19 protein-coding genes and 1 other RNA gene are annotated in these 21,844 nt (G+C 56.5%); 6 read left to right on the top strand and 14 right to left on the bottom strand.

Annotated features, from left to right (window positions below; translation table 11 throughout):
- Window positions 1-28 precede the first annotated feature (28 nt).
- Window positions 29-391, bottom strand: coding sequence for an integration host factor subunit beta (locus W822_RS36590; RefSeq protein ID WP_024005640.1), 363 nt, complete (start codon window positions 389-391; stop codon window positions 29-31).
- 3 nt (window positions 392-394) lie between these two features.
- Window positions 395-2,107 (bottom strand): 30S ribosomal protein S1, encoded by a 1,713-nt coding sequence (gene rpsA / locus W822_RS36585; RefSeq protein ID WP_024005639.1) that lies wholly within the window; start codon window positions 2,105-2,107, stop codon window positions 395-397.
- On the opposite strand from rpsA, the gene W822_RS36580 reads away from it, so the two are divergent.
- Complete coding sequence (locus W822_RS36580; RefSeq protein ID WP_024005638.1) at window positions 2,101-2,310, top strand: hypothetical protein; 210 nt, start codon at window positions 2,101-2,103, stop codon at window positions 2,308-2,310. The genes rpsA and W822_RS36580 overlap by 7 nt on opposite strands.
- 52 nt (window positions 2,311-2,362) lie before the next feature.
- On the opposite strand, the gene cmk is transcribed toward W822_RS36580, so the two are convergent.
- Genes cmk through gyrA form a run of 7 tightly spaced genes read right to left on the bottom strand, consistent with a single transcriptional unit; the run spans window position 2,363 to window position 11,360 of the window.
- A complete protein-coding gene (cmk, locus tag W822_RS36575) occupies window positions 2,363-3,040 on the bottom strand; it encodes a (d)CMP kinase (RefSeq protein ID WP_024005637.1) in 678 nt (225 codons plus the stop codon).
- Window positions 3,037-4,371 carry a 3-phosphoshikimate 1-carboxyvinyltransferase gene (gene aroA, locus W822_RS36570; protein ID WP_024005636.1) on the bottom strand — a complete coding sequence of 445 codons (1,335 nt, stop codon included), beginning with the start codon at window positions 4,369-4,371 and terminating at the stop codon, window positions 3,037-3,039. The genes cmk and aroA overlap by 4 nt, the downstream gene beginning before the upstream one ends.
- Window positions 4,368-5,267: a prephenate dehydrogenase gene (locus tag W822_RS36565; RefSeq protein WP_024005635.1), complete on the bottom strand. Its 900-nt coding sequence runs from the start codon at window positions 5,265-5,267 to the stop codon at window positions 4,368-4,370. Before W822_RS36565 ends, aroA begins: the two co-directional genes overlap by 4 nt.
- Window positions 5,264-6,400, bottom strand: a complete 1,137-nt coding sequence (gene hisC, locus W822_RS36560; protein WP_024005634.1) for a histidinol-phosphate transaminase — start codon at window positions 6,398-6,400, stop codon at window positions 5,264-5,266. The genes W822_RS36565 and hisC overlap by 4 nt, the downstream gene beginning before the upstream one ends.
- Window positions 6,401-6,412: 12 nt before the next feature.
- Entirely contained in the window at window positions 6,413-7,501 is a 1,089-nt protein-coding gene (pheA, locus tag W822_RS36555; RefSeq protein ID WP_024005633.1) for a prephenate dehydratase, read from the bottom strand.
- Window positions 7,494-8,627, bottom strand: a complete 1,134-nt coding sequence (gene serC / locus W822_RS36550; RefSeq protein ID WP_031242904.1) for a 3-phosphoserine/phosphohydroxythreonine transaminase — start codon at window positions 8,625-8,627, stop codon at window positions 7,494-7,496. The genes pheA and serC overlap by 8 nt, the downstream gene beginning before the upstream one ends.
- A gap of 36 nt (window positions 8,628-8,663) precedes the next feature.
- Entirely contained in the window at window positions 8,664-11,360 is a 2,697-nt protein-coding gene (gene gyrA, locus W822_RS36545) for a DNA gyrase subunit A (RefSeq protein ID WP_024005631.1), read from the bottom strand.
- A gap of 495 nt (window positions 11,361-11,855) precedes the next feature.
- Here gyrA and ompA point away from each other — a divergent pair, with 495 nt between their 5' ends.
- The 4 genes from ompA (at window position 11,856) to W822_RS0123680 (ending at window position 14,631) form a co-directional block, all read left to right on the top strand.
- Complete coding sequence (gene ompA, locus W822_RS36540; RefSeq protein ID WP_024005630.1) at window positions 11,856-12,422, top strand: outer membrane protein OmpA; 567 nt, start codon at window positions 11,856-11,858, stop codon at window positions 12,420-12,422.
- A 211-nt stretch (window positions 12,423-12,633) separates the two neighbouring features.
- Window positions 12,634-13,359, top strand: a complete 726-nt coding sequence (ubiG, locus tag W822_RS36535; protein WP_024005629.1) for a bifunctional 2-polyprenyl-6-hydroxyphenol methylase/3-demethylubiquinol 3-O-methyltransferase UbiG — start codon at window positions 12,634-12,636, stop codon at window positions 13,357-13,359.
- Window positions 13,356-14,054: an HAD family hydrolase gene (locus W822_RS36530; protein ID WP_024005628.1), complete on the top strand. Its 699-nt coding sequence runs from the start codon at window positions 13,356-13,358 to the stop codon at window positions 14,052-14,054. The genes ubiG and W822_RS36530 overlap by 4 nt, the downstream gene beginning before the upstream one ends.
- The gene (locus tag W822_RS0123680; RefSeq protein WP_051401749.1) at window positions 14,035-14,631 is read left to right on the top strand and encodes an OmpA family protein; all 597 of its coding nucleotides are present in this window, start codon (window positions 14,035-14,037) and stop codon (window positions 14,629-14,631) included. Before W822_RS36530 ends, W822_RS0123680 begins: the two co-directional genes overlap by 20 nt.
- Before the next feature lie 144 nt (window positions 14,632-14,775).
- Here the strand turns inward: W822_RS0123680 and ssrA are convergent.
- Together ssrA and W822_RS36525 are read right to left on the bottom strand one after the other, a co-directional pair.
- Window positions 14,776-15,125, bottom strand: a transfer-messenger RNA (tmRNA) gene (gene ssrA, locus W822_RS46150).
- 17 nt (window positions 15,126-15,142) lie between these two features.
- Complete coding sequence (locus W822_RS36525; RefSeq protein ID WP_024005626.1) at window positions 15,143-15,715, bottom strand: DUF1415 domain-containing protein; 573 nt, start codon at window positions 15,713-15,715, stop codon at window positions 15,143-15,145.
- 162 nt (window positions 15,716-15,877) lie between these two features.
- Between W822_RS36525 and W822_RS36520 the strand changes: the two genes are divergently transcribed.
- The gene (locus tag W822_RS36520; protein WP_024005625.1) at window positions 15,878-16,585 is read left to right on the top strand and encodes a hypothetical protein; all 708 of its coding nucleotides are present in this window, start codon (window positions 15,878-15,880) and stop codon (window positions 16,583-16,585) included.
- On the opposite strand, the gene rfbD is transcribed toward W822_RS36520, so the two are convergent.
- The 3 genes from rfbD to W822_RS36505 are packed head-to-tail and all read right to left on the bottom strand — an operon-like array spanning window position 16,576 to window position 21,795.
- Window positions 16,576-17,559, bottom strand: a complete 984-nt coding sequence (gene rfbD, locus W822_RS36515) for a dTDP-4-dehydrorhamnose reductase (protein ID WP_051401748.1) — start codon at window positions 17,557-17,559, stop codon at window positions 16,576-16,578. The genes W822_RS36520 and rfbD overlap by 10 nt on opposite strands.
- Window positions 17,546-20,614, bottom strand: coding sequence for an efflux RND transporter permease subunit (locus tag W822_RS36510; protein ID WP_024005623.1), 3,069 nt, complete (start codon window positions 20,612-20,614; stop codon window positions 17,546-17,548). Before W822_RS36510 ends, rfbD begins: the two co-directional genes overlap by 14 nt.
- Window positions 20,615-20,616: 2 nt before the next feature.
- A complete protein-coding gene (locus W822_RS36505) occupies window positions 20,617-21,795 on the bottom strand; it encodes an efflux RND transporter periplasmic adaptor subunit (RefSeq protein ID WP_051401747.1) in 1,179 nt (392 codons plus the stop codon).
- Between the last annotated feature and the right edge of the window lie 49 nt (window positions 21,796-21,844).

The following is a 21,844-nucleotide window of genomic DNA, read 5'->3' as shown; positions in this document are numbered from 1 at the left end:
ACCTGAAACGAAGATTTCTCGGGACAGATCAGAGATTGGCAACCTTGATCGCCTGAGCGTCAAAATGCCCCTCTTCGGATGTATCCTGCTTCGTATCGGCAGCAGAGGTAAAAACAGAATCAACGCGCTCGCGCAGTTCCTTGCCTGCCTTGAAGTGAGGCACCCGTTTGCCGGGTACCATCACCTGTTCGCCAGACTTGGGATTGCGTCCAACCCGTGGAGCACGCGTTGACAGCGAGAAGCTGCCAAAACCGCGAATTTCAATGCGCTGACCTTTTGATAAAGCCACGGTCATGGCATCGAGCATCGTTTTGACTGCGAAGTCGGTGTCACGGGCGGCAAGCTGGGGGTAGCTTGCCGCTAGTGCTTCAATCAACTCTGATTTAGTCACAGCTTAATCGTCTTTAGCTTGGTCAAGCTTCGCCTTGAGCAAAGCACCCAGGTTAGTCGTACCGGAAGATGCACTGGTATCGCTCATGCGTTGCAGTGCACCTGCTGTTTCAGCATTGTCACGTGCCTTGATCGACAGCTGGATTGAACGTGCCTTGCGATCAACGTTCAGGATCATGGCTTCAATGTTCTCGCCTTCTTTCAGGACAGTCGTGGCATCTTCGACACGGCCGGCTGAAATTTCAGATGCGCGCAGATAGCCTTCGACATCCAGAGACAGGGTCACAACCGCACCCTTGGCTTCAACAGATTTGATCACGCCAGGAACAACTGCGCCCTTGTCGTTTGTTGCAACGTAGTTGTTGAACGGATCGCCTTCGAGCTGTTTGATACCCAGAGAAATGCGCTCTTTGTCGGTATCGATGGCCAGAACCACGGCATCAATCTCGTCGCCTTTCTTGAAGTTACGCACAGCTTCTTCGCCAGAGTCTGTCCAGGACAGATCAGACAGGTGAACCAGGCCATCGATGCCGCCAGGCAGACCGATGAATACGCCAAAGTCTGTAATGGATTTGATCGCGCCATGAACTTTGTCACCACGTTTGAAGTTGGTGGCAAAATCTTCCCATGGGTTCGCACGGCACTGTTTCATGCCCAGCGAAATACGACGACGGTCTTCGTCAATTTCCAGAACCATGACTTCGACTTCTTCGCCCAGGCTGACCACTTTACGTGGGTCAACGTTCTTGTTGGTCCAGTCCATTTCAGAAACGTGTACCAGACCTTCGATACCGGTTTCGACTTCAACGAATGCACCGTAATCGGTGAGGTTGGTGACTTTACCGAACAGACGTGTACCTTGCGGGTAACGACGAGCCAGACCGACCCATGGGTCTTCGCCAAGCTGTTTGACACCCAGGGAAACACGGCTTTTTTCCTGGTCGAACTTCAGAACCTTGGCCTGGACTTCCTGACCAACGGACAGCACTTCGGATGGGTGACGCACGCGACGCCATGCCATGTCGGTAATGTGCAGCAGACCATCGATACCGCCCAGGTCGACGAATGCACCGTAATCGGTGATATTTTTGACCACACCGGTTACGACAGCGCCTTCCTGCAGGTTTTCCAGCAGTTTCTGGCGCTCTTCGCCCATGTTCACTTCCAGGACGGAGCGACGTGAGAGAACGACGTTGTTGCGTTTACGATCGAGTTTGATAACCTTGAACTCCATCGTTTTGCCTTCATAGGGAGTTGTATCCTTGACAGGACGCAGATCAACCAGTGAACCAGGCAGGAAAGCGCGAATGCCGTTAGTCATGACAGTCAGGCCGCCCTTCACTTTGCCAGTGATGGTGCCAGTGACCATTTCGCCGGACTCGAGTGCTTTTTCGAGTGACAGCCATGCAGACAGGCGTTTTGCACGATCACGGGACAGGATGGTGTCGCCGTAACCGTTTTCGAGTGAATCAATGGCAACGGAAACGAAGTCGCCTTCGGTCACTTCCAGTTCGCCCTGATCATTCAGGAATTCTTCGAGGGGGATGAGAGATTCAGACTTCAATCCCGCATTAACAACGACAAAGTTGTGATCGACACGGACCACTTCGGCTGAAATCACTTCACCTGATTTCATATCCTGGTTTTTTACGCTTTGAGCGAACAGATCGGCAAAGCTTTCGCCACCAGTGGCGTCTTGTAAAGAAATGGATGACATTAGAAAAATCCCGGGACCGTCACGGTCTCCTGGCCTTAAAAACACGCTTTGGCAACAAAACAGGCTGCCGCGGCGGAGTGGAAAAATTCTTTCGTCCGAATGAAACGAAAGCCCTGATGAACGACAGCAACGCAGAACCTGCCGGTTTGCCCTGGCTGTCGAACCTTACTGCTTTTTGGAATAAAAACCGCTTTTTGGAATAAAAACCGTTTTTTGGAACAAAAACTGCACTTTGGGTGGCGCTGCCTGGTGACATCAGCCCAGATTGCGCCAATGTGTGAGGATGCGATCCACCGTCTGACTGATATCCAGACCGGAAGAATCTACAATGATGGCGTCGGCTGCCGGCTTAAGCGGAGCCACGGACCGGTTCTGATCCCGATCATCGCGTGTCTTCAAGTCTTTCAACAAGTCGCCAAGATTAGCAGAAAAACCTTTTTCGATCAACTGGTTATAGCGTCTTTGGGCACGCGCGTCGACGTCGGCAACCAGGAAAATCTTGAGCGATGCATCGGGAAAGACGACCGTGCCCATGTCCCGCCCGTCGCAAACCAGCCCCGGAGCCTGCCGAAACGCCCGCTGGCGCTCCAGCAGCGCATCGCGCAGGGGCGGCAGCGGCGCAATCCGGGAGGCCATCTCGCCAATGTGTTCCTGGCGCAACTGTTCGGTCACGTCGTCGTTGTCAAGCAACACTTTACCGTCCTGGAACCGGATGTCCAGCTGGCGGGCGATGTCGGCCAGGGCGTTTTCATCCGTGTCGGCCACGCCTTTTTTAAGGGCTGACAGTGCGCTCAGTCGGTATAGTGCACCACTATCGAGCACCGTCCAGCCCAGCACGTCGGCCACGCGGGCCGCCACCGTCCCCTTGCCGGAGGCGGTCGGCCCGTCGATTGCGATTACCGGCACTGTACCCTGCGGCAATTGAGCGTTCATGATGCCACCTTTTGCGTCTCCAGCAACGATGCATACACCTGGAAATAATCCGGAAAGGTCTTGCTGACGCAACCCGGATCCAGAATCGTGACGCCGACCGGGCCGAATACCGCCAGTGAGAAACACATTGCCATGCGGTGGTCATCGTATGTGCCGATACTGGCGGTCTGCCACTGGCCGGGGGCCGGCGGCGTAATGCGTATCCAGTCGGGCCCCGAGGCGACCGTCGCACCCAGTTTGCTCAGCTCGGTATGCATGGCATGAATGCGATCGGTTTCCTTGACGCGCCAGCTGGCGATATTGCGCAACGTGCAGGGGCCGTCGGCATATAGCGCCAATACGGCTGCGGTCATGGCGGCATCCGGAATCAGGTTGAAATCTTCATCGAACGCCGGCAAAGGCTGCTCGGTGACACTGCCTGCACGCTCGACCACCAGAGCCTGATCCCGGAAGGTGACTTTTGCGCCCAGCCGTTCGATAAAGTGCGCAAAGGCGATATCGCCCTGGATACTGTCCCGGCCGACACCATTGATCTGTACCGGACCCTGGCCCAGCAGGCCCAGTGCCAGAAAATAGGAGGCACTGGAGGCATCGCCTTCGATATGGATGGTTTCGGGTGCCGTATACCGGCTATCGGCGGCGATGGTGAAGCGCTGCCAGTCCTCTTGGACGACCTTGACGCCGAAGCGGGCCATCAATTGCAATGTAATGGCGATATAGGGCCGGGAAATCAGCTCACCCTGGACCTGCAGCACTACGTCCCGCCCGGTTTTCGCCGCCAGCATGGGGGCAGCCATCAGAAAAGCGGTCAGAAACTGGCTGGAAACGGTGCCCTGAATAGGGATCGGGCCGTCAATATGCAACGGCCCGGGCGATATCTGCAAAGGGGGATAACCAACCTGCCCTTCATAGCTGATCTGTGCGCCAATAGCCTGCAAGGCGGTGACCAGATCGCCGACCGGGCGTTCATGCATGCGCGGCACGCCATGCAGTCGATACTGCCCGCCTGCTACGGCCAGCGCCGCGGTCAGAGGGCGAAACGCCGTACCTGCATTACCCAGGAACAGATCGGCCTGCGCTTGCGGAAAATGCCCTTTGCCGTGCACCACGACCTGGTTGTCCCCGCAATCATCAATCTGCAACCCGAGGGTACGCAAGGCCGCCAGCATGACGCGCGTATCGTCCGAGTCCAGCAGACCCTCAATGCGCGTGCTGCCTTCAGACAGCGCGGCAAGCAGCAGCACCCGGTTGGAAATGCTCTTTGAACCCGGCAACGTCATTTGCCCGCTGGCCAGGGCAGCCGGGGGCAGATAATGTGTCTCTTGGCTCATGTTGGTGAATTCTCCCAATCTCGTCGCGCCTGGGCGGCTGCGGTCAGCCATGCCTCGAACGCTTCGGTGTTGTTACTTTCCAGCAGTTGCCGGGCCTGTTCCAGACAGCGCTGAAAACGGGTGATTTCCTCAAGCATGCAGTCACGATTGCTGGAAAAAATGTCTCGCCACATAATCGGCGCGCCGGCGGCGATCCGCGTAAAATCCCGAAATCCGCTACCGGCGTACTTCAATTTCAAATCGGCCTGATCCGCATCCAGCAGACTGTACATATAGAGGGCGGACAGAAAATGCGGCATATGGCTGACCGAGGCAAAAATACGGTCATGCGTGGCGGCATCCTGAATGCACACCGTCGAGCCGCAGGCTTCCCACAGGCGGGTCAGCAAATCGGTCTGTTCAGGGTGGTTTTCCGGCAATGGCGTCAGAATAACCTGTTTCTGCTCATACAGAAACGCCTGCGCGGCCTGCGGTCCCGATGTTTCTGCTCCGGCAATCGGATGACCGGGAACAAACTGCCCGATACGTTTACCCAGTACCCGTCGAGCCACCGCAATCACCTGTTGCTTGGTACTGCATACATCAGTCAGCAGCGCATGCGGTTGCAAAAAAGGCACGATCGCCTTGAATACCGCCTCAACCGCCGATACGGGCGTGGCCACGACAACCACATCAGCCTGCACGATGTCTTCGAAGTCGGCCACCCTGTCGATAATACCCAGTTCGAGCGCCTTCTGAAGACTGACCGGATCATGACTGAGGCCCAGCACCTCGCCTGCCACGCCATGGCGCTTGAGCGAGAGCGCCAGCGAACCGCCGATCAGCCCGACACCGACAACGGCCAGAACCGGAATCCTGAACGCCTGCGCGTCAGTGTCGGCGGGATACCTACTCACTTGCCCAACACCTCTTTGAGCGCGGTAATAAACCGGGCGTTTTCCTGCGGCAGACCAATGGAAATGCGCATATGTTCCGGTAAACCGTCGCCGATGACGGGACGCACGATCACGCCTCGTTGCAGCAAGCCGGTATTGACCGCCGCCGCATCGCCAACGTGCAAAAGAACAAAATTACCATAGCTGGGCACGTACGCCAGTCCCATCTGCTCAAACTGTTCGCAAAGCCACTGCTTGCCATCCCGGTTCAGCTCATAGGTTTTCTCAAGAAAGTCTTTGTCCTTGAGTGCCGCAATAGCAGCCACCTGGGCCAGCAGATTGACATTGAACGGCTGGCGAACGCGGTTCAGGTAGTCGGTCATTTCAGGGCGGGCAATCGCAAAACCCATACGCACACCCGCCAGGCCATAGGCCTTGGAAAAGGTGCGCACGACGATCAGATTGGGATACTCCCGCACCAGTTGTGCACTGTCAAAGCGCAGTTCAGGGTCCAGATATTCGTTGTAGGCTTCGTCCAGAACAACCGTTACGCGCGTGCCGTACGCAGCATGAACTTTCTGGACAAACTGGCCGATGGCCTTGCCCGAATGGAAGGTACCTGTCGGATTGTTCGGATTCGCAATGAATACCAGTCGCGTATCGTCGGCAATGGCATCGAACATGGCTTGCAGATCATGCCCGTAATCGACGGCCGGCACCTTGATATGCCGCGCACCGCGCGCCTGCGTAGACAGCTGATAGACAATAAAGGCGTGTTCCGCATAAACGCAGGACGCATGCTCGTCCAGAATGGCAAGTGAGATGATTTCGAGCAAATCGTTGGAGCCGTTGCCAACAGTCAACCATTCGGCCGGCACCTGATAATGCGTGGCCAGCGCCTGCTTGAGTGAAAAGGCATTGGGATCGGGATAGCGACCCAGCGCCTGCCCGGACACACTGTCCAGAAACCCGGCAATGGCCTGACGGGCAGACTCGGGCATGCCCAGCGGGTTTTCGTTGGAGGCCAGCTTGACGATGCTGGCCGGGTCCAGCCCGTACTCGCGCGCCAGCTCATCAATGGGCTTGCCCGCCTGATAAGGCATCATGTCATTCACATTACTACATATACCGACTGTATTGGCGGCACCAGACATTCAAATCACCTTCTATTGCATTGGGTAGGAACCCAGAATTTTGAAAAATGCGGACTGCTGTTTCAGCTCTTCCAGCGCCCGCGCAACGTTCTCGTCAGAGCTATGCCCCAGGACGTCAACGTAAAAATAATACTCCCACTGCCCCGTACGGGCCGGCCGTGATTCGAAACGGGTCATGGAAACGCCGTTGCGCGCGAAGGGGCTGATCATTTCATACACTGCCCCCACCCGGTTGGGCACGGCAAAAATCAGGCTGGTCTGGTCGCGACCACTGGGGGCGGTCTCGATATTGCCAATGGCCAGAAAACGGGTCTTGTTATTGGCGTCATCCTGAATGCCCGAGGCCACCAGGCCCAGGTTCCAGAAGACCGCAGCGGTTTCTCCGGCAATCGCCGCGACCGTTTCGTCCTGCGCGGCATGTTTGGCGGCTTCGGAATTACTGGCAGCCGGTACGATCTCCAGGGTCGGATAATGCTGCGATAGCCATTTCTGACATTGCGCGAGCGCCTGGGGATGCGCCATGATGCATTTGACCCCATCCATGGTGCCATGCAGGCTCATGAGACAGTGACGAATGGGAATGGAGCGCACGCCGTGCACTTTGACCGTAGAATTAAGAAACAGATCAAGCGTTCGGTTGACGGCACCTTCGGTGGAATTTTCCACCGGCACCATGCCCACATCGGCCTGTCCGGCTTCAACCGCACGGAAGACTTCGTCAAAAGACGGACATGGCAGGGAATGCACGGAATGGCCGTAAAACTCCGTGGCGGCCTGCTCTGAGAACGATCCTTCCGGCCCAAGATAAGCGACGGTAAGACCTTTTTCCAATCCGCGACAAACCGAGATGATTTCGGCCCAGACCGCACGCACACCCGTTTCAGTGAACGTACCGTAACGATTGAGTTCCTGCAGATGCCGGATAACCTGCGCTTCGCGCTCGGGCTTGAGCACTGCACTGTCGGCCTGGTGCTCATGCTTGACCTTGCCCACCTCGATGGCAGTCTGCGCGCGCTGATTGAGCAAGTCCAGAATACTGCGGTCAATGTGATCGATCTTGTCGCGCAGCGATTTGAGCGCGTCCTGTAGTGAATTATCCATGCGTGCGCTCGAACTCTTTCATAAAGTCAATCAGGGTGGTGACGCCTTCCATGGGCATCGCGTTGTAGATGGACGCCCGTACCCCGCCCACGGATTTATGCCCCTTGAGCGCCAGCAGGCGATGCTGGGTGGCTTCCTTGAGGAACTGCGCCGTCAGCGCATCGCTGGCGAGCGTAAACGGGACATTCATGCGGGAACGGAAGGCCGGCTGAATGGGGTTGGCATAAAAGTCGCTACTGTCGATCTGGGCATACAGCGCCTGTGATTTGGCCAGGTTCTGTCTCTCGATCTCGGCCAGGCCGCCCAGTTGCAGCAGCCATTTGAACACCAGGCCGCAAATATAAATACCATAGCTCGGCGGTGTATTGTAGCGGGACCGATCCTTGGCGACATTCACATAGTCGAAGGCCGACGGACAGCATGCGAGGGCATGACCCAGCATATCCCGGCGCACGATGACCATGGTGACGCCGGCCGGACCGGCGTTTTTCTGTGCACCGGCGTAAACCATACCGGTGCGCGAAACATCGAGCGGACGGGACAGAAAGTGCGACGAGGCATCCAGTACCAGCGGGACGTCGGGTGCACCCAGCGCCTGCATGTCGGGCATGTCGGCAATCTCGACACCGCCGATTGTTTCGTTGCTGCAGTAATGTAAATAAGAGGCATCGGCCTGAACCCGCCAGGAATCAAGCGGCGGCACCCAGCTCCAGGGCTGATAGGTCACGCCGTCAATCTGCTTTTCGCCGTCGGATGCAGCAGCGATGCGGATCGTACCGTAGCGCTGCGCTTCCTTGTGAGACTTGACCGACCAGCTGCCGGTCAGGACGTAATCGGCGCTGTTTGAGGGGTTGCGTGCAATCAGGTTCATGGGCACGATGGCATTTTCGGCCGAAGCGCCACCCTGCATGAACATCACGGCGTAATCGTCCGAGACCCCCAGCAGCGTGCGCAGATCGGCTTCGGCCTCATCACAGATCTGCGTAAACTCGGCACCGCGATGGCTCATTTCCATGACCGACATGCCGCTGCCATGCCAGTCGAGCATTTCCGCAGCCGCCTGTTCCAGCACAGACTTGGGCAGCACTGCCGGGCCGGCCGAAAAATTCCAATATTGCATACCCATGTTCTACCTTGAAATAATGGTCAAAGACCGGAAAAATCAGGACTCGTTGTCTGTGTCCGGCGAAGCAGGTCCTGCTTCGCCAGAGGAATCGTTGCCGTTGTCGACGGGTGGCTGAGACTCACCGGCATTGCCTGCCGTTTCCTCTTCACCTTCATCGACATCGGCATCGCTTTCCACGACCCGTCGTACACCACACAGCGTGCTGCCGTCATCGACACTGATCAGCGTCACGCCTTGCGTTGCGCGTCCCATTTCCCGCACTTCGGCAACGCGCGTACGTACCAGCACGCCGCCCGTCGTAATGAGCATGATTTCGTCGGACGGATTCACAAGCACTGCCCCCACCACCTTGCCGTTACGGGCGCTGGTCTGGATGGCGATCATGCCCTTGGTGCCACGCCCATGACGAGTGTATTCGACAATGGAGGTGCGTTTGCCGAAGCCGTTTTCGGTCGCGGTAAGCACACTTTGAGATTCATCGCCTGCCACCAGCAGCGAAATCACCTGCTGATCCCCTTCCAGATTCATCCCGCGTACGCCGCGCGCGGTACGTCCCATTGGGCGGACATCATTCTCGTCGAATCTGACGGCTTTGCCGGCATCGGAAAACAGCATGACATCGTGTTCGCCATCGGTCAGATCGGCGCCGATCAGATAGTCGCCGTCATCGAGCGCGACGGCAATAATGCCGGCTTTGCGTGGATTGGAGAAATCGGACAGCGGCGTTTTCTTGACGGTACCGCGAGAGGTCGCCATGAAAACGAAACTGGTGTCGGTGAATTCACGAACCGGCAGAACTACCGTAATTTTCTCGCCATCGATCAGCGGGAACATATTGACGATCGGACGACCACGGGAGCCGCGAGTGCCTTGTGGCACTTCCCAGACCTTGAGCCAGTACACCCGGCCACGATCGGAGAAACACAGCAGGTAATCGTGCGTATTGGCGATAAACAACTGGTCGATCCAGTCGTCTTCTTTCATGGCGGTAGCCTGCTTGCCCCGGCCGCCGCGTTTTTGCGAGCGGTATTCGGACAGCGGCTGGCTCTTGATATAGCCGCTGTTGGACAGGGTCACGACCATGTCGGCCGGCGTAATCAGGTCTTCGGTATCCAGCTCGGTGGCATTCATGATCACTTCTGAACGCCGCATGTCCTTGGCATTGGTCGAAAACTCTGCCTTGATGGCGGTCAGCTCATCGGAAATAATCGCGGTAATGCGCTCGGGCTTGGCCAGGATATCGAGCAAATCGGCAATATTGTCCATGATTTCACGGTACTCATTGACGATTTTGTCCTGCTCCAGGCCGGTAAGGCGCTGCAGGCGCATATTAAGAATTTCCTGGGCCTGAGTGTCGCTTAAACGATACAGTCCGTCGTTCTGCAGACCGAAAATATCAGCCAGCGTTTCCGGCCGATATGCCGCGCTGCCGCCCAGCACGCCACCTTCATCGGCGCGCAGCAACAGTTCGCGCACCAGCGAGGAGTCCCAGTTGCGTGCCATCAGTTCCTGTCTTGCGACAGGCGGCGTCGGCGCGCCCTTGATGATGGCGATGAACTCATCGATATTGGCCAGTGCAACTGCCAGCCCTTCAAGCAGATGACCACGCTCGCGCGCCTTGCGCAGCTGAAATACCGTACGGCGTGTAACCACTTCCCGGCGATGACTCAGGAAGTACTCAACCATCTGCTTCAGATTGAGCAGGCGCGGCTGGCCTTCGACCAGCGCGACCATATTGATGCCGAAGGTATCCTGCAATTGCGTATGCTTGAACAGGTTATTCAGAATGACTTCGGGAACTTCGCCACGCTTGAGTTCGATCACCAGACGCATACCGTCTTTGTCAGACTCGTCGCGAATGTCCGAGATACCCTCGATTTTCTTTTCGTTGACCAGCTCGGCGATGCGTTCCTGCAACGTCTTCTTATTAACCTGATACGGTAATTCGTCGACGACGATGGATTGGCGATTGCCCTTTTCCATATCCTCGAAATGGGTCTTGGCCCGCATGACGACCCGTCCGCGGCCGGTGCGATACCCTTCGCGCACGCCGGTAATGCCATAGATAATGCCGCCCGTTGGAAAATCGGGCGCGGGAATAAGTTCGATGAGCTCATCGAGGGTACAACCCGGATTGCGCAGGCAATACAGGCAGCCGTCGACCACTTCGCTCAGATTGTGCGGCGGAATATTGGTCGCCATACCGACCGCAATGCCGGAACTGCCGTTAACCAGCAGATTGGGCACGCGCGAAGGCAGTAACAGCGGTTCCTGCTCGCTGCCGTCGTAGTTAGGCCCGAAGTCGACCGTTTCCTGATCGATATCGGCCAGCAGCTCGTGGGCGATCTTGGCCAGGCGGATTTCGGTGTATCGCATGGCAGCGGCGCTGTCGCCGTCGACCGAGCCGAAGTTACCCTGACCGTCGACCAGCATATAACGCAGGGAGAAGTCCTGCGCCATACGGACAATGGTGTCATAAACGGCCTGATCACCGTGCGGGTGATATTTACCGATGACGTCACCGACGATACGAGCCGATTTCTTATAAGCGCGGTTCCAATCGTTGTTCAGTTCGTGCATGGCAAACAACACCCTGCGATGCACCGGCTTGAGCCCGTCCCTGACATCGGGAAGCGCCCGGCCGACAATTACGCTCATGGCGTAATCGAGATAGCTGCGACGCATTTCCTCTTCTAGCGAAATGGGCAGGGTCTCCCTGGCAAAAGAATCCATAGTACTCATAACTTATTTTGATAGACACAAACAGCAAAAATCCGGCAGGCGTGGGTTCAGTCTCGCACGCGGGGCGAATCTGTCATTCTATCATTGTTACTGCTCGCACAGAGCAGCGCCAAGCGCGCTTTGTGAACATTTATCGGCACTTTTAACATTTAAGACTTTACTTTAAGTATTGCCCTTTAATTTTTCATTTCTTTCAGAAGCGAGCGTTGAATTGCGGGCGTTTGCAGCAAATTTGAAACATGCCATGTTGCTCAAATCCAACAAATTTGGTGCTTATACGACATTATTGGAAAGTTCCCTTAAAAATGTAGGGCTTAGCCTCTGCAAAGACGCCAAAAATCGCTTAAGATTGAAACACGAACAAGGGAAAACTAGTGCAACCCTTTGAATCCATATCCAAGCGTTGCTATACTGACCCTGAATTTCAATCTGCGGCGGGTTTCGCTGCGAGTCAACTTTTAGCTATCAAGCTCAACGAGGAGAAACATGAACAAACCCTCTAAATTCGCATTGGCATTCGCCGTTGTTGCAGCCGCAACGTCAGGTGTAGCATCAGCGCAAACCGTCGATAACTGGGTTAATCCATACGGTCTGGTGTGGATGAACGGTACGAACGAACACTGCTGGCGCGACAATTTCTGGACACCCGCAACTGCAGCTCAAGGTTGTGGCGCTCCTGTCGCTCAAGCTGAAGTCGTTGCCAATAAAGTAACCTTCAACGCTGATACATTCTTCGACTTTGACAAAGCAACCCTGAAACCAGAAGGCCGCAATATTCTGGATCAAGTTGCCCAGCAAGCTACCCAGCTGAACCTGGAATCTCTGATCGCGACTGGTCACACCGATTCCATCGGTACCAACACATACAACCAGAAACTGTCTGAGCGTCGTGCTGCTTCAGTCAAGAACTACCTGATCTCCCGTGGTGTTCCTGCTGACCAGATCATCGCTTCCGGCCGTGGTGAAACACAACCTGTTGCATCAAACAAGACTCGCGAAGGCCGTGCTAAAAACCGTCGCGTTGAGATCGAAATCGTAGGTACACGCCGCTAATCGCGCGTATCCTGCCATCCGGCTCCTAGTAGCAGTAAAAAGGGCTCCTTCAAGGAGCCTTTTTTACGTGCCCGTTTTCGTTTTATGCGCCGGTTTTCTTTTGCTTGCCGCGCATACGTCCGTATCTGTCCCGCCCACGGGGTGCATGGCAGGGTTACAGGTGTAAAATGGGCTATCATATACCGTCCTGCCACTCTCTTCAGTTACGCTCATGTCCCAGACCAGTACGCCCGCCGCCCTGCCCGCCAACGCCAGCCAAGCCGAGCTGGATAAATTTGGCGATCTTGCTGCCAAATGGTGGGATCCGACCAGCGAATTCAAACCGCTGCATGCGATCAACCCGCTACGGCTGGAATGGATCTCGGCCCTGTCCGGGGGGCTGAGCAACAAATCCATTATTGATGTCGGCTGTGGCGGTGGCATTCTTGCCGAAAGCATGGCTGTAGCGGGCGCAAACGTCACCGGCATCGATCTGGCACAGAAATCGCTGAATGTGGCCCGGCTGCACGGCCTGGAGAGCGGCGTGCAGGTGGAATATAAAAACATCAGCGCAGAACAGATCGCCATCGAGCGCCCCGGCCAGTTCGATATCGTCACGTGCATGGAAATGCTGGAGCATGTTCCCGATCCGGGTTCGATTGTTCGCGCCTGCGCGACGCTGGTCAAACCAGGTGGCCTGGTTTTTTTCTCCACGCTCAACCGCAACATCAAATCATTTTTGTTCGCCATTGTCGGTGCCGAGTATGTGCTTAATCTGCTGCCTCGCAATACCCACAACCACAGCAGCTTTATCAAGCCAAGCGAACTGGCGGCCAGCGCACGCGCGGCCGGCCTGGAACCCATGGCCATGAAAGGCATGCAATACAACCCCATTACCGATGTGTACTCACTGGACAACGACACCTCGGTCAATTATCTGATGGCGACCTATAAATGATCACCACTGTTTTTTTCGACTTCGATGGCACGCTCGCGGACAGTGCACCGGACCTGGCGCATGCTGCAAATTTGCAACGCCAATACCGTGGCATGCCACCCATGGCTTATGAACTGTTGCGCTGCGTCGCTTCCCAGGGCGCACGGGGCCTGCTGCGGGTAGCGCTGGGGTTGACGCCGGAAGATGAAGAGTATGAACCCACCCGCAAGCAGTTTCTGAGCGATTACCGGGCATGCATGACGCAAAACACGGCCCTTTTCCCCGGGATCGATGACCTGTTCGGGCGCATCGAGGGCTCAGGGCTGCGTTGGGGCATTGTGACCAACAAGGCTGAAGCGCTTTCGCTGCCCATGTTTGATCATCTGCAACTGACCGACCGCAGTGTTGCCAATGTGTGTGGCGATACCACGGCGTTTTCCAAGCCTCACCCGGCCCCCCTGCTGCATGCAGCCACGCTGGCAGGCGTCGATCCTGAAACATGCATTTATGTCGGCGACGATGAACGTGATATTATCGCCGGAAAGGCAGCAGGCATGCCCACCGTCGCTGCCGCTTATGGATATTGCAATAACCCTGACGAAGTACAGGCATGGCACGCAGACCAGATTGCACAAGCACCTGAAGACATCTGGGATGCCGTAGAAAAAATCAAAAACAGGCGCATACAGGGAAATCATGAAACCAATTTCGTATAGACAGACCGCTGTCACTGCTTTTGCCGCATTGTTGCTATCGGCCTGCACATCCATCAATCAGGGAGGTGCACAGCAGCCGGGCGGCGGCATTGCCGTCGATACCAGCGGCTTGCCGGTCGCGCAACGCAGTGTGACCACGCCCAGCAACTGGAACGATTTGATCAAACAGATCCGCGCATCGGACACTTTGAAGCTGGGAATCCAGGTGAACCGCGTTCGCGACGGCAGCCTGCGCGTCATCCTTCCAGGGGGCAACACTTATAAAGGTGGCAATGCCCGCCTGGACAATAGAATGAAACCGGTGTTGAATACGGTCGCCAATGCCTTCGCCCAATCGCCCTATCTGCGCATCAAAGTCGTCGGCCATTCGGACTCACAAGGCGATTCGGTTACCAACCAGACACTCTCCATCTCACGAGCGACGGCAGTGGTCAATTATCTGATCGGGCGTGACGTCAAAAGCGTGCTGATTGAACTCGAGGGCCGGGGCTCGATTGACCCGCTGATGAGCAACAGTACGGCACAAGGGCGCGCAACCAACCGGCGCATTGAACTGTATCTGTACGAGATTCGCTAGACTGCAGACAGTGAAATCCGGCCATGACATCCGGCATGCCCGGCGTGCCTGATAAGCACCCGATACCGCGACGCCACACTGCAATAGAAGCCCCCATCACCGGCTCCACACTGCAACAGGAGCGAAAAAGAGAGCCAGAAAAAGAAAAAGGGAGCCGAAGCTCCCTTTTTTATCCGTTCTGTTGCCAAGTGGATAAAGCTCCTAGCGAGCCAAAATTAGGCTGCTAATGCGTAACTTTCGTCATTTGCATTTAAAGGTTTTGCTTGATTTACGGTCATCGCCTACCGGCTGCCAATCTTCCTATCTTTTCCCGTCGAAACCATGGCGTCCCCATCAACAACATACTTCACATCATGCTGGCAACAGCCCAAAATACGCTGTTGGTGGAGACGGCGGGAGTCGAACCCGCGTCCGAAAAACATTCAGTCAATCAGATATACAGCTTGAGTTGAATAATACCATAAAGCCGCGCCGTATACAATACCTTAAGAGGCGTAAAAGCCGTGTTATTTCAACGAGTTACTTCGCCCTCTTGTCCATCCTGCAGGAGTTTTTCCCACCCCTGCGGCCCCAGCTCGCGTACCACGGCGATATTGCGCTCGAAAATGACAGAAGGATCGGGATACTGCTGAGCGGCTTTATCCAGGCTGTCCTCACGCAATAAATGCAAGATGGGATATGGCGCGCGATTGGTGTAGTTGCTGATGTCATCCGCGTCGGTATCGGCAAACTGATAGCGGGGATGAAAACTGGCCAGTTGTATGTCGCCCACCAATTCCAACTCATCCAATACCGCATCGGCGATATCAAGATAATTGTTGAAATCGTCAAACACCTCGAACATCGCGGGAATAATCAACAGCGTCGTGTCGATCTGCTGCGCAGGCGTAGCAGCAAGCAACTGCAACTCTTCGTACAGCCGGGCGGTCAGTGCCTGCGCATCCTGTGCATCGCTCACGACCAGGCGTACCTGTCCCCGGACATATACGCTTTTGGCGAACGGACACAGGTTAAGCCCGATGACCGCTTTTTCAAGCCATAGACGCACACGCGTTTCGACGCAGGCAATTTCATTGGTGTTCATATCAAATTTCCAACAGGCGCACGCGACTCGGCGCAAGAAGTGAACAGATCACGGAGGTATTGGTGACTTTGGCGCCCTCGCGCCCGTTGTCATCCGGTTACTTGCTAAAATACCCGGTTTATCCGGATTTATTTGGACTGGCACTGCCAGCCGCGATTCTTTATGACAGATACTAGCACAAACGCGCTTTTCATTATCACCAGTGCCACCAACGCACCTTATCCCGCCCGTCAGCCCGGCCAGACGGACAACACGCAATTTGAAGCGCTGCTTGCCACGGTCAATAGTATCAGCACTCATGCACCCGAGGCGCGCATTGCTGTCGTAGAGTATTCTGCCTACCCCCTGACTGCAGCCCAGCACGATACCCTGATTCAGCACGTGGACTACCTGATGGATTATTCACGCAACGAGCAGATCCAGGGGTTTGACCGAAACCTTCCCGATCATCAGACCATTGCCGCAATCAGTGAACTGACCGGACTGCTGTGGTTTTTGCAGGTCGGTCTGCATCACGACCTGTACGCGTCGTTTCGCCGGGTCTTTAAAATGTCGCCGGGGACTCAACTGACGGCCTCACCCGCAAGTACGACACATTTTTCCGATAACGTGCAGGGCCGTTACGTATTTCCCAATGCCGCTCTGGCTGCCGATGCAACGGGTGCGCTGGCGCTGCGCTTTGCCAACGATTACTGGAGTATGGATGCGTCACAGGTGTCCTCTTTTATCGCCTCACTGCAAGAGATCCTCGCGCAGATGCGTATGATGGCCGATCAGGGTCAGCCGGTATGTGCGGAAGCGATGCTTTACCGGCACCTGGATGCAGGCAAAATCTACTACGATCTGAAGCCTGCCATCACTCAGGACTGATCGCGCCTCCAGTCTTCGCAGAGCCGATCGACAGCAGCATCGACGCCCGCCTGCCACGCGGGCAGTGGCAGCGCGAACGTGCGCAGAAACTTGGCCGTGTTCAGCCGGCTGTTGAGCGGTCGCCGGGCGCGGCTGCCATAGTCTTGTGAACTGACGGGCAGCAATTGCTCCAGTGTGAGCGTCGCCCCACGGGTGCGCATTCGCGCCAGAATATGATTGGCATAATCGAACCAGCTGGTTTGACCCGCCGCAGCCACATGATATAAACCGTCTTCAAGGTGTTCCGGGTGCTGGCCATAACGCTCCAGCACGTCGAGCGTGATGGCCGCCAGCAGCCTGGCGTCAGTGGGCGCGCCGATCTGATCATTTACCACGCTCAGGGTCTGTCGTGTCCTGGCCAGTCGCATGATGGTCTGAAGAAAGCCGTTGCCCGCACTCGCATAAACCCAGCTGGTTCGCCAAATCAGGTGACGACAGCCACTGCCCATAATGGCCAGGTCGGCGGCCAGTTTGCTTTGGCCGTACACATTACAGGGGCGGCCCTGATCGGTCTCGCGCCAGGGGCGCGTACCCGATCCGTCAAACACATAGTCACTCGAAAAGTGAATCAGCAAGGCACCACAACGGACAGCCGCCTGCGCCAGTACCGCGGGCGCATGGGCATTGATCAGCATGGCGGCGGTCTCGTTGTCCTCTGCTTCGTCTACGGCAGTATAGGCGGCCGCATTGATAATGACATCCGGCGCCCGCGCCAGCGTGCACTCGTACAGTTGCGCGGGATCCTGAAAATCCGCCAGCCACCTCTCACGAAGAGGTGCAGACATCTGCGCCTCGTCATTGCGGCCCGCAGGCCCGTCCCGCCAGTCGGGTGCCATGACCTGCGCCGACGCCGGCAACGATGCCAGTATCGCGCGACCGATCTGACCGCTGCGTCCGAACAACAGAATTTTCATCTCGCCCTTATTCAGGATCATTGAACAATTTTCCAGTATGGCGGCGCAAAAAGGCGCTGACGTCATCTACGATCAGGAACACGGCCGGAATCACCAACAGGCTGAGGAACGTCGAGGTGATCAGGCCACCCAACACGGCAATCGCCATAGGCGAGCGAAACGCCGGGTCTGCCGAGCCCCAGCCGACAGCCAGCGGAATCATGCCTGCGCCCATTGCCAGCGTCGTCATCAAAATGGGACGAGCCCGCTTGTGGCAGGCGTCCCTGAGCGCATCCAGACGACTCATGCCCTTTTCCTTGATGGCCAGGATGGCATACTCAACCAGCAAGATTGAGTTTTTTGTTGCAATCCCCATCAACATGATCAGCCCGATCAGCGACGGCATCGAAAAACTCTTGTCGGCCAGCAACAGGCCGACAAACGCACCCCCCAGCGAGAGCGGCAGCGCCGCCAGAATCGTCAACGGCTGCAAGAACTGCTTGAACAGCAGCACCAATACGATATAAATGCAAATAATCCCGATCACGATGGCCAGGCCGAAACTCTGGAATAATTCTTCCATCACTTCTGCATCGCCAATGTCAATCACCGACACGCTGGCAGGCAGATTTTTCATGGCCGGCAACTGATTGACCTGTTTGACCGCGTCGCCCAATGCAACACCCGACAATTCTATTTCAAATGTAATATTACGGGCGCGATCATAGCGATTGATCACGGCCGGTCCTCCGCCCAGGCGCACATCGGCTACGCTCGACAGCGGCACCGGCCCGCGCGCACCGGGGACATGCAGATTTTCAATAAAATCCAGATCGCCAATGGCCCATTTTTTAAGGGCTACCACAATCGGAATCTGGCGCTGATCCAGATTCAATTTGGACAACTGCACTTCAAAGTCCCCAGCCGTAGCCACACGCAGCGTATCGGCCATGGCAGCGCTGGTGACACCCAGCTGGGCCGCATCGTCAAAACGCGGATGCACCTCCACTTCAGGACGCACCAGGCTGGCGGACGACGAGATATTGCCCAGCCCCGGTATAGTGCGCAATTGCCGACCGACCTGCAAGGCGCTTTGCATCAGCGCATCGGGCTGTTCACTGGAGAGCACCAATATATATTTTTCTCCCGAGCCTCCCAGCCCGACTTTGAACCGTACGCCGGGTACGTCGGCCAGACGCCGACGGATATCCGCTTCAATTTTCTGTTTGACCAGACGCTCGCCTCGCGGTTTGAGCAAAACCGTGAGCGTCGCCTTGCGCTCTTCCTGCGTGAGTCCGCCGGCAAATGGGTCACCGCCAGCGGCGCCTCCGCCGATACTGGTGTAGACAGAGTTCACGGCATCGTTTTGCATCACAAGTTGCCGCACACGTTCGGCCGTCCTGATGGTCTCGGTCAGGGGTGTTCCCGGTTGCAGCTCTACATAGACCTGGGTCTGGGACATATCATCGGCAGGCATGAAGCCGGTCGGCAAAAGCGGAATCGCCACGATCGAGCCGATAAAAAACAGGCCTGCCAGAACAACGGTGACCCAGCGATGGCGTAATGAACGCTCTACCCAGGTCATGTAAAATTTCAACCAACCCGGATCTTTGGGGGTTTCTTTCTTTGGTTTCAGAAGATAGGCGCACATCATGGGTGTCAGCATGCGCGCCACGACCAGCGAGGCAAAGACAGCCATGGCGGCTGTCCAGCCAAACTGTTTGAAAAATTTGCCGGCAATGCCACTCATAAATGCGGTGGGCAAAAACACGGCGATCAGCGTAAACGTCGTTGCCACCACGGCCAGGCCGATTTCATCGGCCGCTTCCATGGCCGCCCGATAGGGAGATTTGCCCGATTGCAGATGGCGAACAATGTTTTCGACCTCAACAATCGCATCGTCCACCAGAATCCCCACCACCAGCGACAGCGCCAGCAGCGTGACCCCATTGATCGTGAACCCGAAAAAATACATTCCGACAAACGCCGGTATGATGGACATGGGCAAGGCAACAGCGGACACCAGCGTGGCACGCACATCACGCAGGAACAGCCAGACGGCCAGCACGGCAAGCAGCGCGCCTTCGTAGAGCATATGCATGGCTCCGTCATACTCTGACTGAACGGGCTCAACCATATCAAATGCCGTTTTGAACGTGAGATCCGGATAGGCTGCTTTGATCTGCGCCAGTGCATCGCTCACGCCGCGCCCCACATCGACCTCGCCAGCGCCGCGGCTGCGCGCCACCTCAAAGGCCACCACAGGTTTGCCATCCAGAAATGCAGCATTGACAGGATCGGCAAAACTGTCGCGAACCGTTGCCACTTCGCTCAGCGTGATGACTTTGCCATTGTTCAACGGGATACGCAAATCCCTGAGTTCATCAGCGCTTTTGACAGCGCCGAGCGTGCGAATCGGCTGCTTTTGCAGACCCAGTTCCGCTTTGCCTCCGGACTGCTCCTGCTGCACAGCCTTCAGTTGCCGGGACACGTCGGCCACGGTAGCGCCCAGCCCCTGCAGCAACACGGGGTCCATATCCACCCTCACCTGGCGGTCCCGCCCGCCGACACGACTGACCTTGCCCACACCGGAAACGGTCAGCAGCTTGCGGGCGATGGTGTTGTCAACCAGCCAGGACAGGTCGGTTTCATCCCGCCGCGTGGAACTGACGGTAAATGCGAGAATCGGCTGTTGCGCCAGATCCAGCTTGGTGACAATGGGCTCCTGCGTATTGGCCGGCAGCTCGTTGCGCACCGAGGCGACCGAAGAGCGTACATCATCGACCGCTTCCTGTATGGGCTTTTCCAGTTCGAATTGCGCCGTGGTCGTGGCCACACCGTCCTGCAAGGTACTAAAGACATGGTCAATGCCCTGCACGGTCGCCAGATTGTCTTCGATCTTGCGGGCCACATCGTTTTCAAGCTGACTGGGTGTGGCGCCCTCCAGTACGGTGGTCACCACGACCGTAGGCAGATCGATATCGGGAAAGTTCTGAATCCGCATGGCATGAAACGAGTACAGTCCCATCAGCGTCAGCAGAACGAAAAGCATGCACGCGGGCAGCGGGTTTTTAATCGACCAGGCCGAAACGTTCATATTCAGCTTTCCGGTTGACTCGTCGAGGATTGCACAGCAGGCGCTGATCCCGACGCGGGAGCATCGCTGCCGGGAGCTTGCTCCGCCGATTGCGGGGTCGACTGCGCCCCGACCACGTGCACCGTGTCACCGTCATTCAGGAAAGCCGCGCCCTCGATGACCACCTGATCACCGCCATGCAATCCATCGACCACTTCCAGCGTATTGCCGGCTGCGGTGCCGATCTGCACCTTGGTCTGCGCGACCCTGCCCTGCTCTTTCACGACAAACACAAAATTGAACCCGTCGCGCAGCACAAGGGCCTGGCGGGGAATGGTCAGACCCTGTCGTGACGGTAATGAAAATGTGCCGCGCAAATACATGCCGGCCCGCAGTTGCGGAGCGGCCTCAAGATCAACATACGCCATGCCCTGGCGCGTTTCCTCATCCAGGGTCGGTCCGATCTGCCGAATGCGCCCGCTTACCCGTGTATCATCCGGCAGAAATACCTGAACCGGCATGCCTTCTCGCACCCGCATAAGATTGCGCATACTCAGGCGGGCCTGCCATTCAAGCCGGTTGTCCACCACCAGGTGGAAAATCTCTTCTCCCGGGTTAACGACAGCGCCGAGCACCGCGTTACGCACGGAGATGGTGCCGTCCGATGGAGCAACAAGTTGTGTGTAGGAGGTGCGCTGGGTTTGCGTTTCCAATGCCGCAGTGGCCGAACTGACCTCGGCCTGCGCATTTTTCTCATTGGACAGCGCCTGGTCCACTTCAGACTGACTGATCGCACCGGTGTTGCGTATTTTTCTGATGCGGTCGGCATTGCGGCGGGCCGTCTCGAGCGAGGCCTGAGCCTGGCGCAGACGGGCCTGAGCCTGTGTCAGATCGCCCCGGCTGGAAGTATCTTCGAATTCGGCCAGCACCTGCCCTTTGCTGACGCGGTCACCCACATCGGCATGCAGAGCCTTCAGTCGCAGACCATTGGTTTGCGCACTGATGCTGGCATCATTCCAGGCGCGAACGTTGCCCGTTGCACCGATCCCTGGCGTGACTGTGTTCATGTGCACAGTCTGAACCGACACGGTGAGTGCCGGGCGCGAAGAAGGCTCCTGGCTGCTTGCCAGGCTCACAGGAACCGCATTTAACGAAACCACCATCAATGCACAACGCATCGCTTTTGTAAACAAGTTCAGCACGGGTATCTGCCTGCTCGATTGCAAAAAAACAAGACGTATCGTATGGGTA

The sequence above is a fragment of the Advenella kashmirensis W13003 genome (assembly GCF_000506985.1).
GTDB lineage: Bacteria > Pseudomonadota > Gammaproteobacteria > Burkholderiales > Burkholderiaceae_B > Advenella > Advenella kashmirensis_A.
The sequence above is the reverse complement of the archived record's forward strand: the minus strand, read 5'-3'. Positions and strand labels throughout refer to the sequence as shown.

Excerpts from the sequence above, each read along its gene's own strand:
- W822_RS36580 (WP_024005638.1), top strand. The coding sequence starts at position 2,101 with ATGACATTAGAAAAATCCCGGGACCGTCACGGTCTCCTGGCCTTAAAA.
- rpsA (WP_024005639.1), bottom strand. The coding sequence starts at position 2,107 with ATGTCATCCATTTCTTTACAAGACGCCACTGGTGGCGAAAGCTTTGCC.
- cmk (WP_024005637.1), bottom strand. The coding sequence starts at position 3,040 with ATGAACGCTCAATTGCCGCAGGGTACAGTGCCGGTAATCGCAATCGAC.
- aroA (WP_024005636.1), bottom strand. The coding sequence starts at position 4,371 with ATGAGCCAAGAGACACATTATCTGCCCCCGGCTGCCCTGGCCAGCGGG.
- hisC (WP_024005634.1), bottom strand. The coding sequence starts at position 6,400 with ATGTCTGGTGCCGCCAATACAGTCGGTATATGTAGTAATGTGAATGAC.
- pheA (WP_024005633.1), bottom strand. The coding sequence starts at position 7,501 with ATGGATAATTCACTACAGGACGCGCTCAAATCGCTGCGCGACAAGATC.
- serC (WP_031242904.1), bottom strand. The coding sequence starts at position 8,627 with ATGGGTATGCAATATTGGAATTTTTCGGCCGGCCCGGCAGTGCTGCCC.
- gyrA (WP_024005631.1), bottom strand. The coding sequence starts at position 11,360 with ATGGATTCTTTTGCCAGGGAGACCCTGCCCATTTCGCTAGAAGAGGAA.
- ompA (WP_024005630.1), top strand. The coding sequence starts at position 11,856 with ATGAACAAACCCTCTAAATTCGCATTGGCATTCGCCGTTGTTGCAGCC.
- ubiG (WP_024005629.1), top strand. The coding sequence starts at position 12,634 with ATGTCCCAGACCAGTACGCCCGCCGCCCTGCCCGCCAACGCCAGCCAA.
- W822_RS36530 (WP_024005628.1), top strand. The coding sequence starts at position 13,356 with ATGATCACCACTGTTTTTTTCGACTTCGATGGCACGCTCGCGGACAGT.
- W822_RS0123680 (WP_051401749.1), top strand. The coding sequence starts at position 14,035 with ATGAAACCAATTTCGTATAGACAGACCGCTGTCACTGCTTTTGCCGCA.
- W822_RS36525 (WP_024005626.1), bottom strand. The coding sequence starts at position 15,715 with ATGAACACCAATGAAATTGCCTGCGTCGAAACGCGTGTGCGTCTATGG.
- W822_RS36520 (WP_024005625.1), top strand. The coding sequence starts at position 15,878 with ATGACAGATACTAGCACAAACGCGCTTTTCATTATCACCAGTGCCACC.
- rfbD (WP_051401748.1), bottom strand. The coding sequence starts at position 17,559 with ATGATCCTGAATAAGGGCGAGATGAAAATTCTGTTGTTCGGACGCAGC.
- W822_RS36510 (WP_024005623.1), bottom strand. The coding sequence starts at position 20,614 with ATGAACGTTTCGGCCTGGTCGATTAAAAACCCGCTGCCCGCGTGCATG.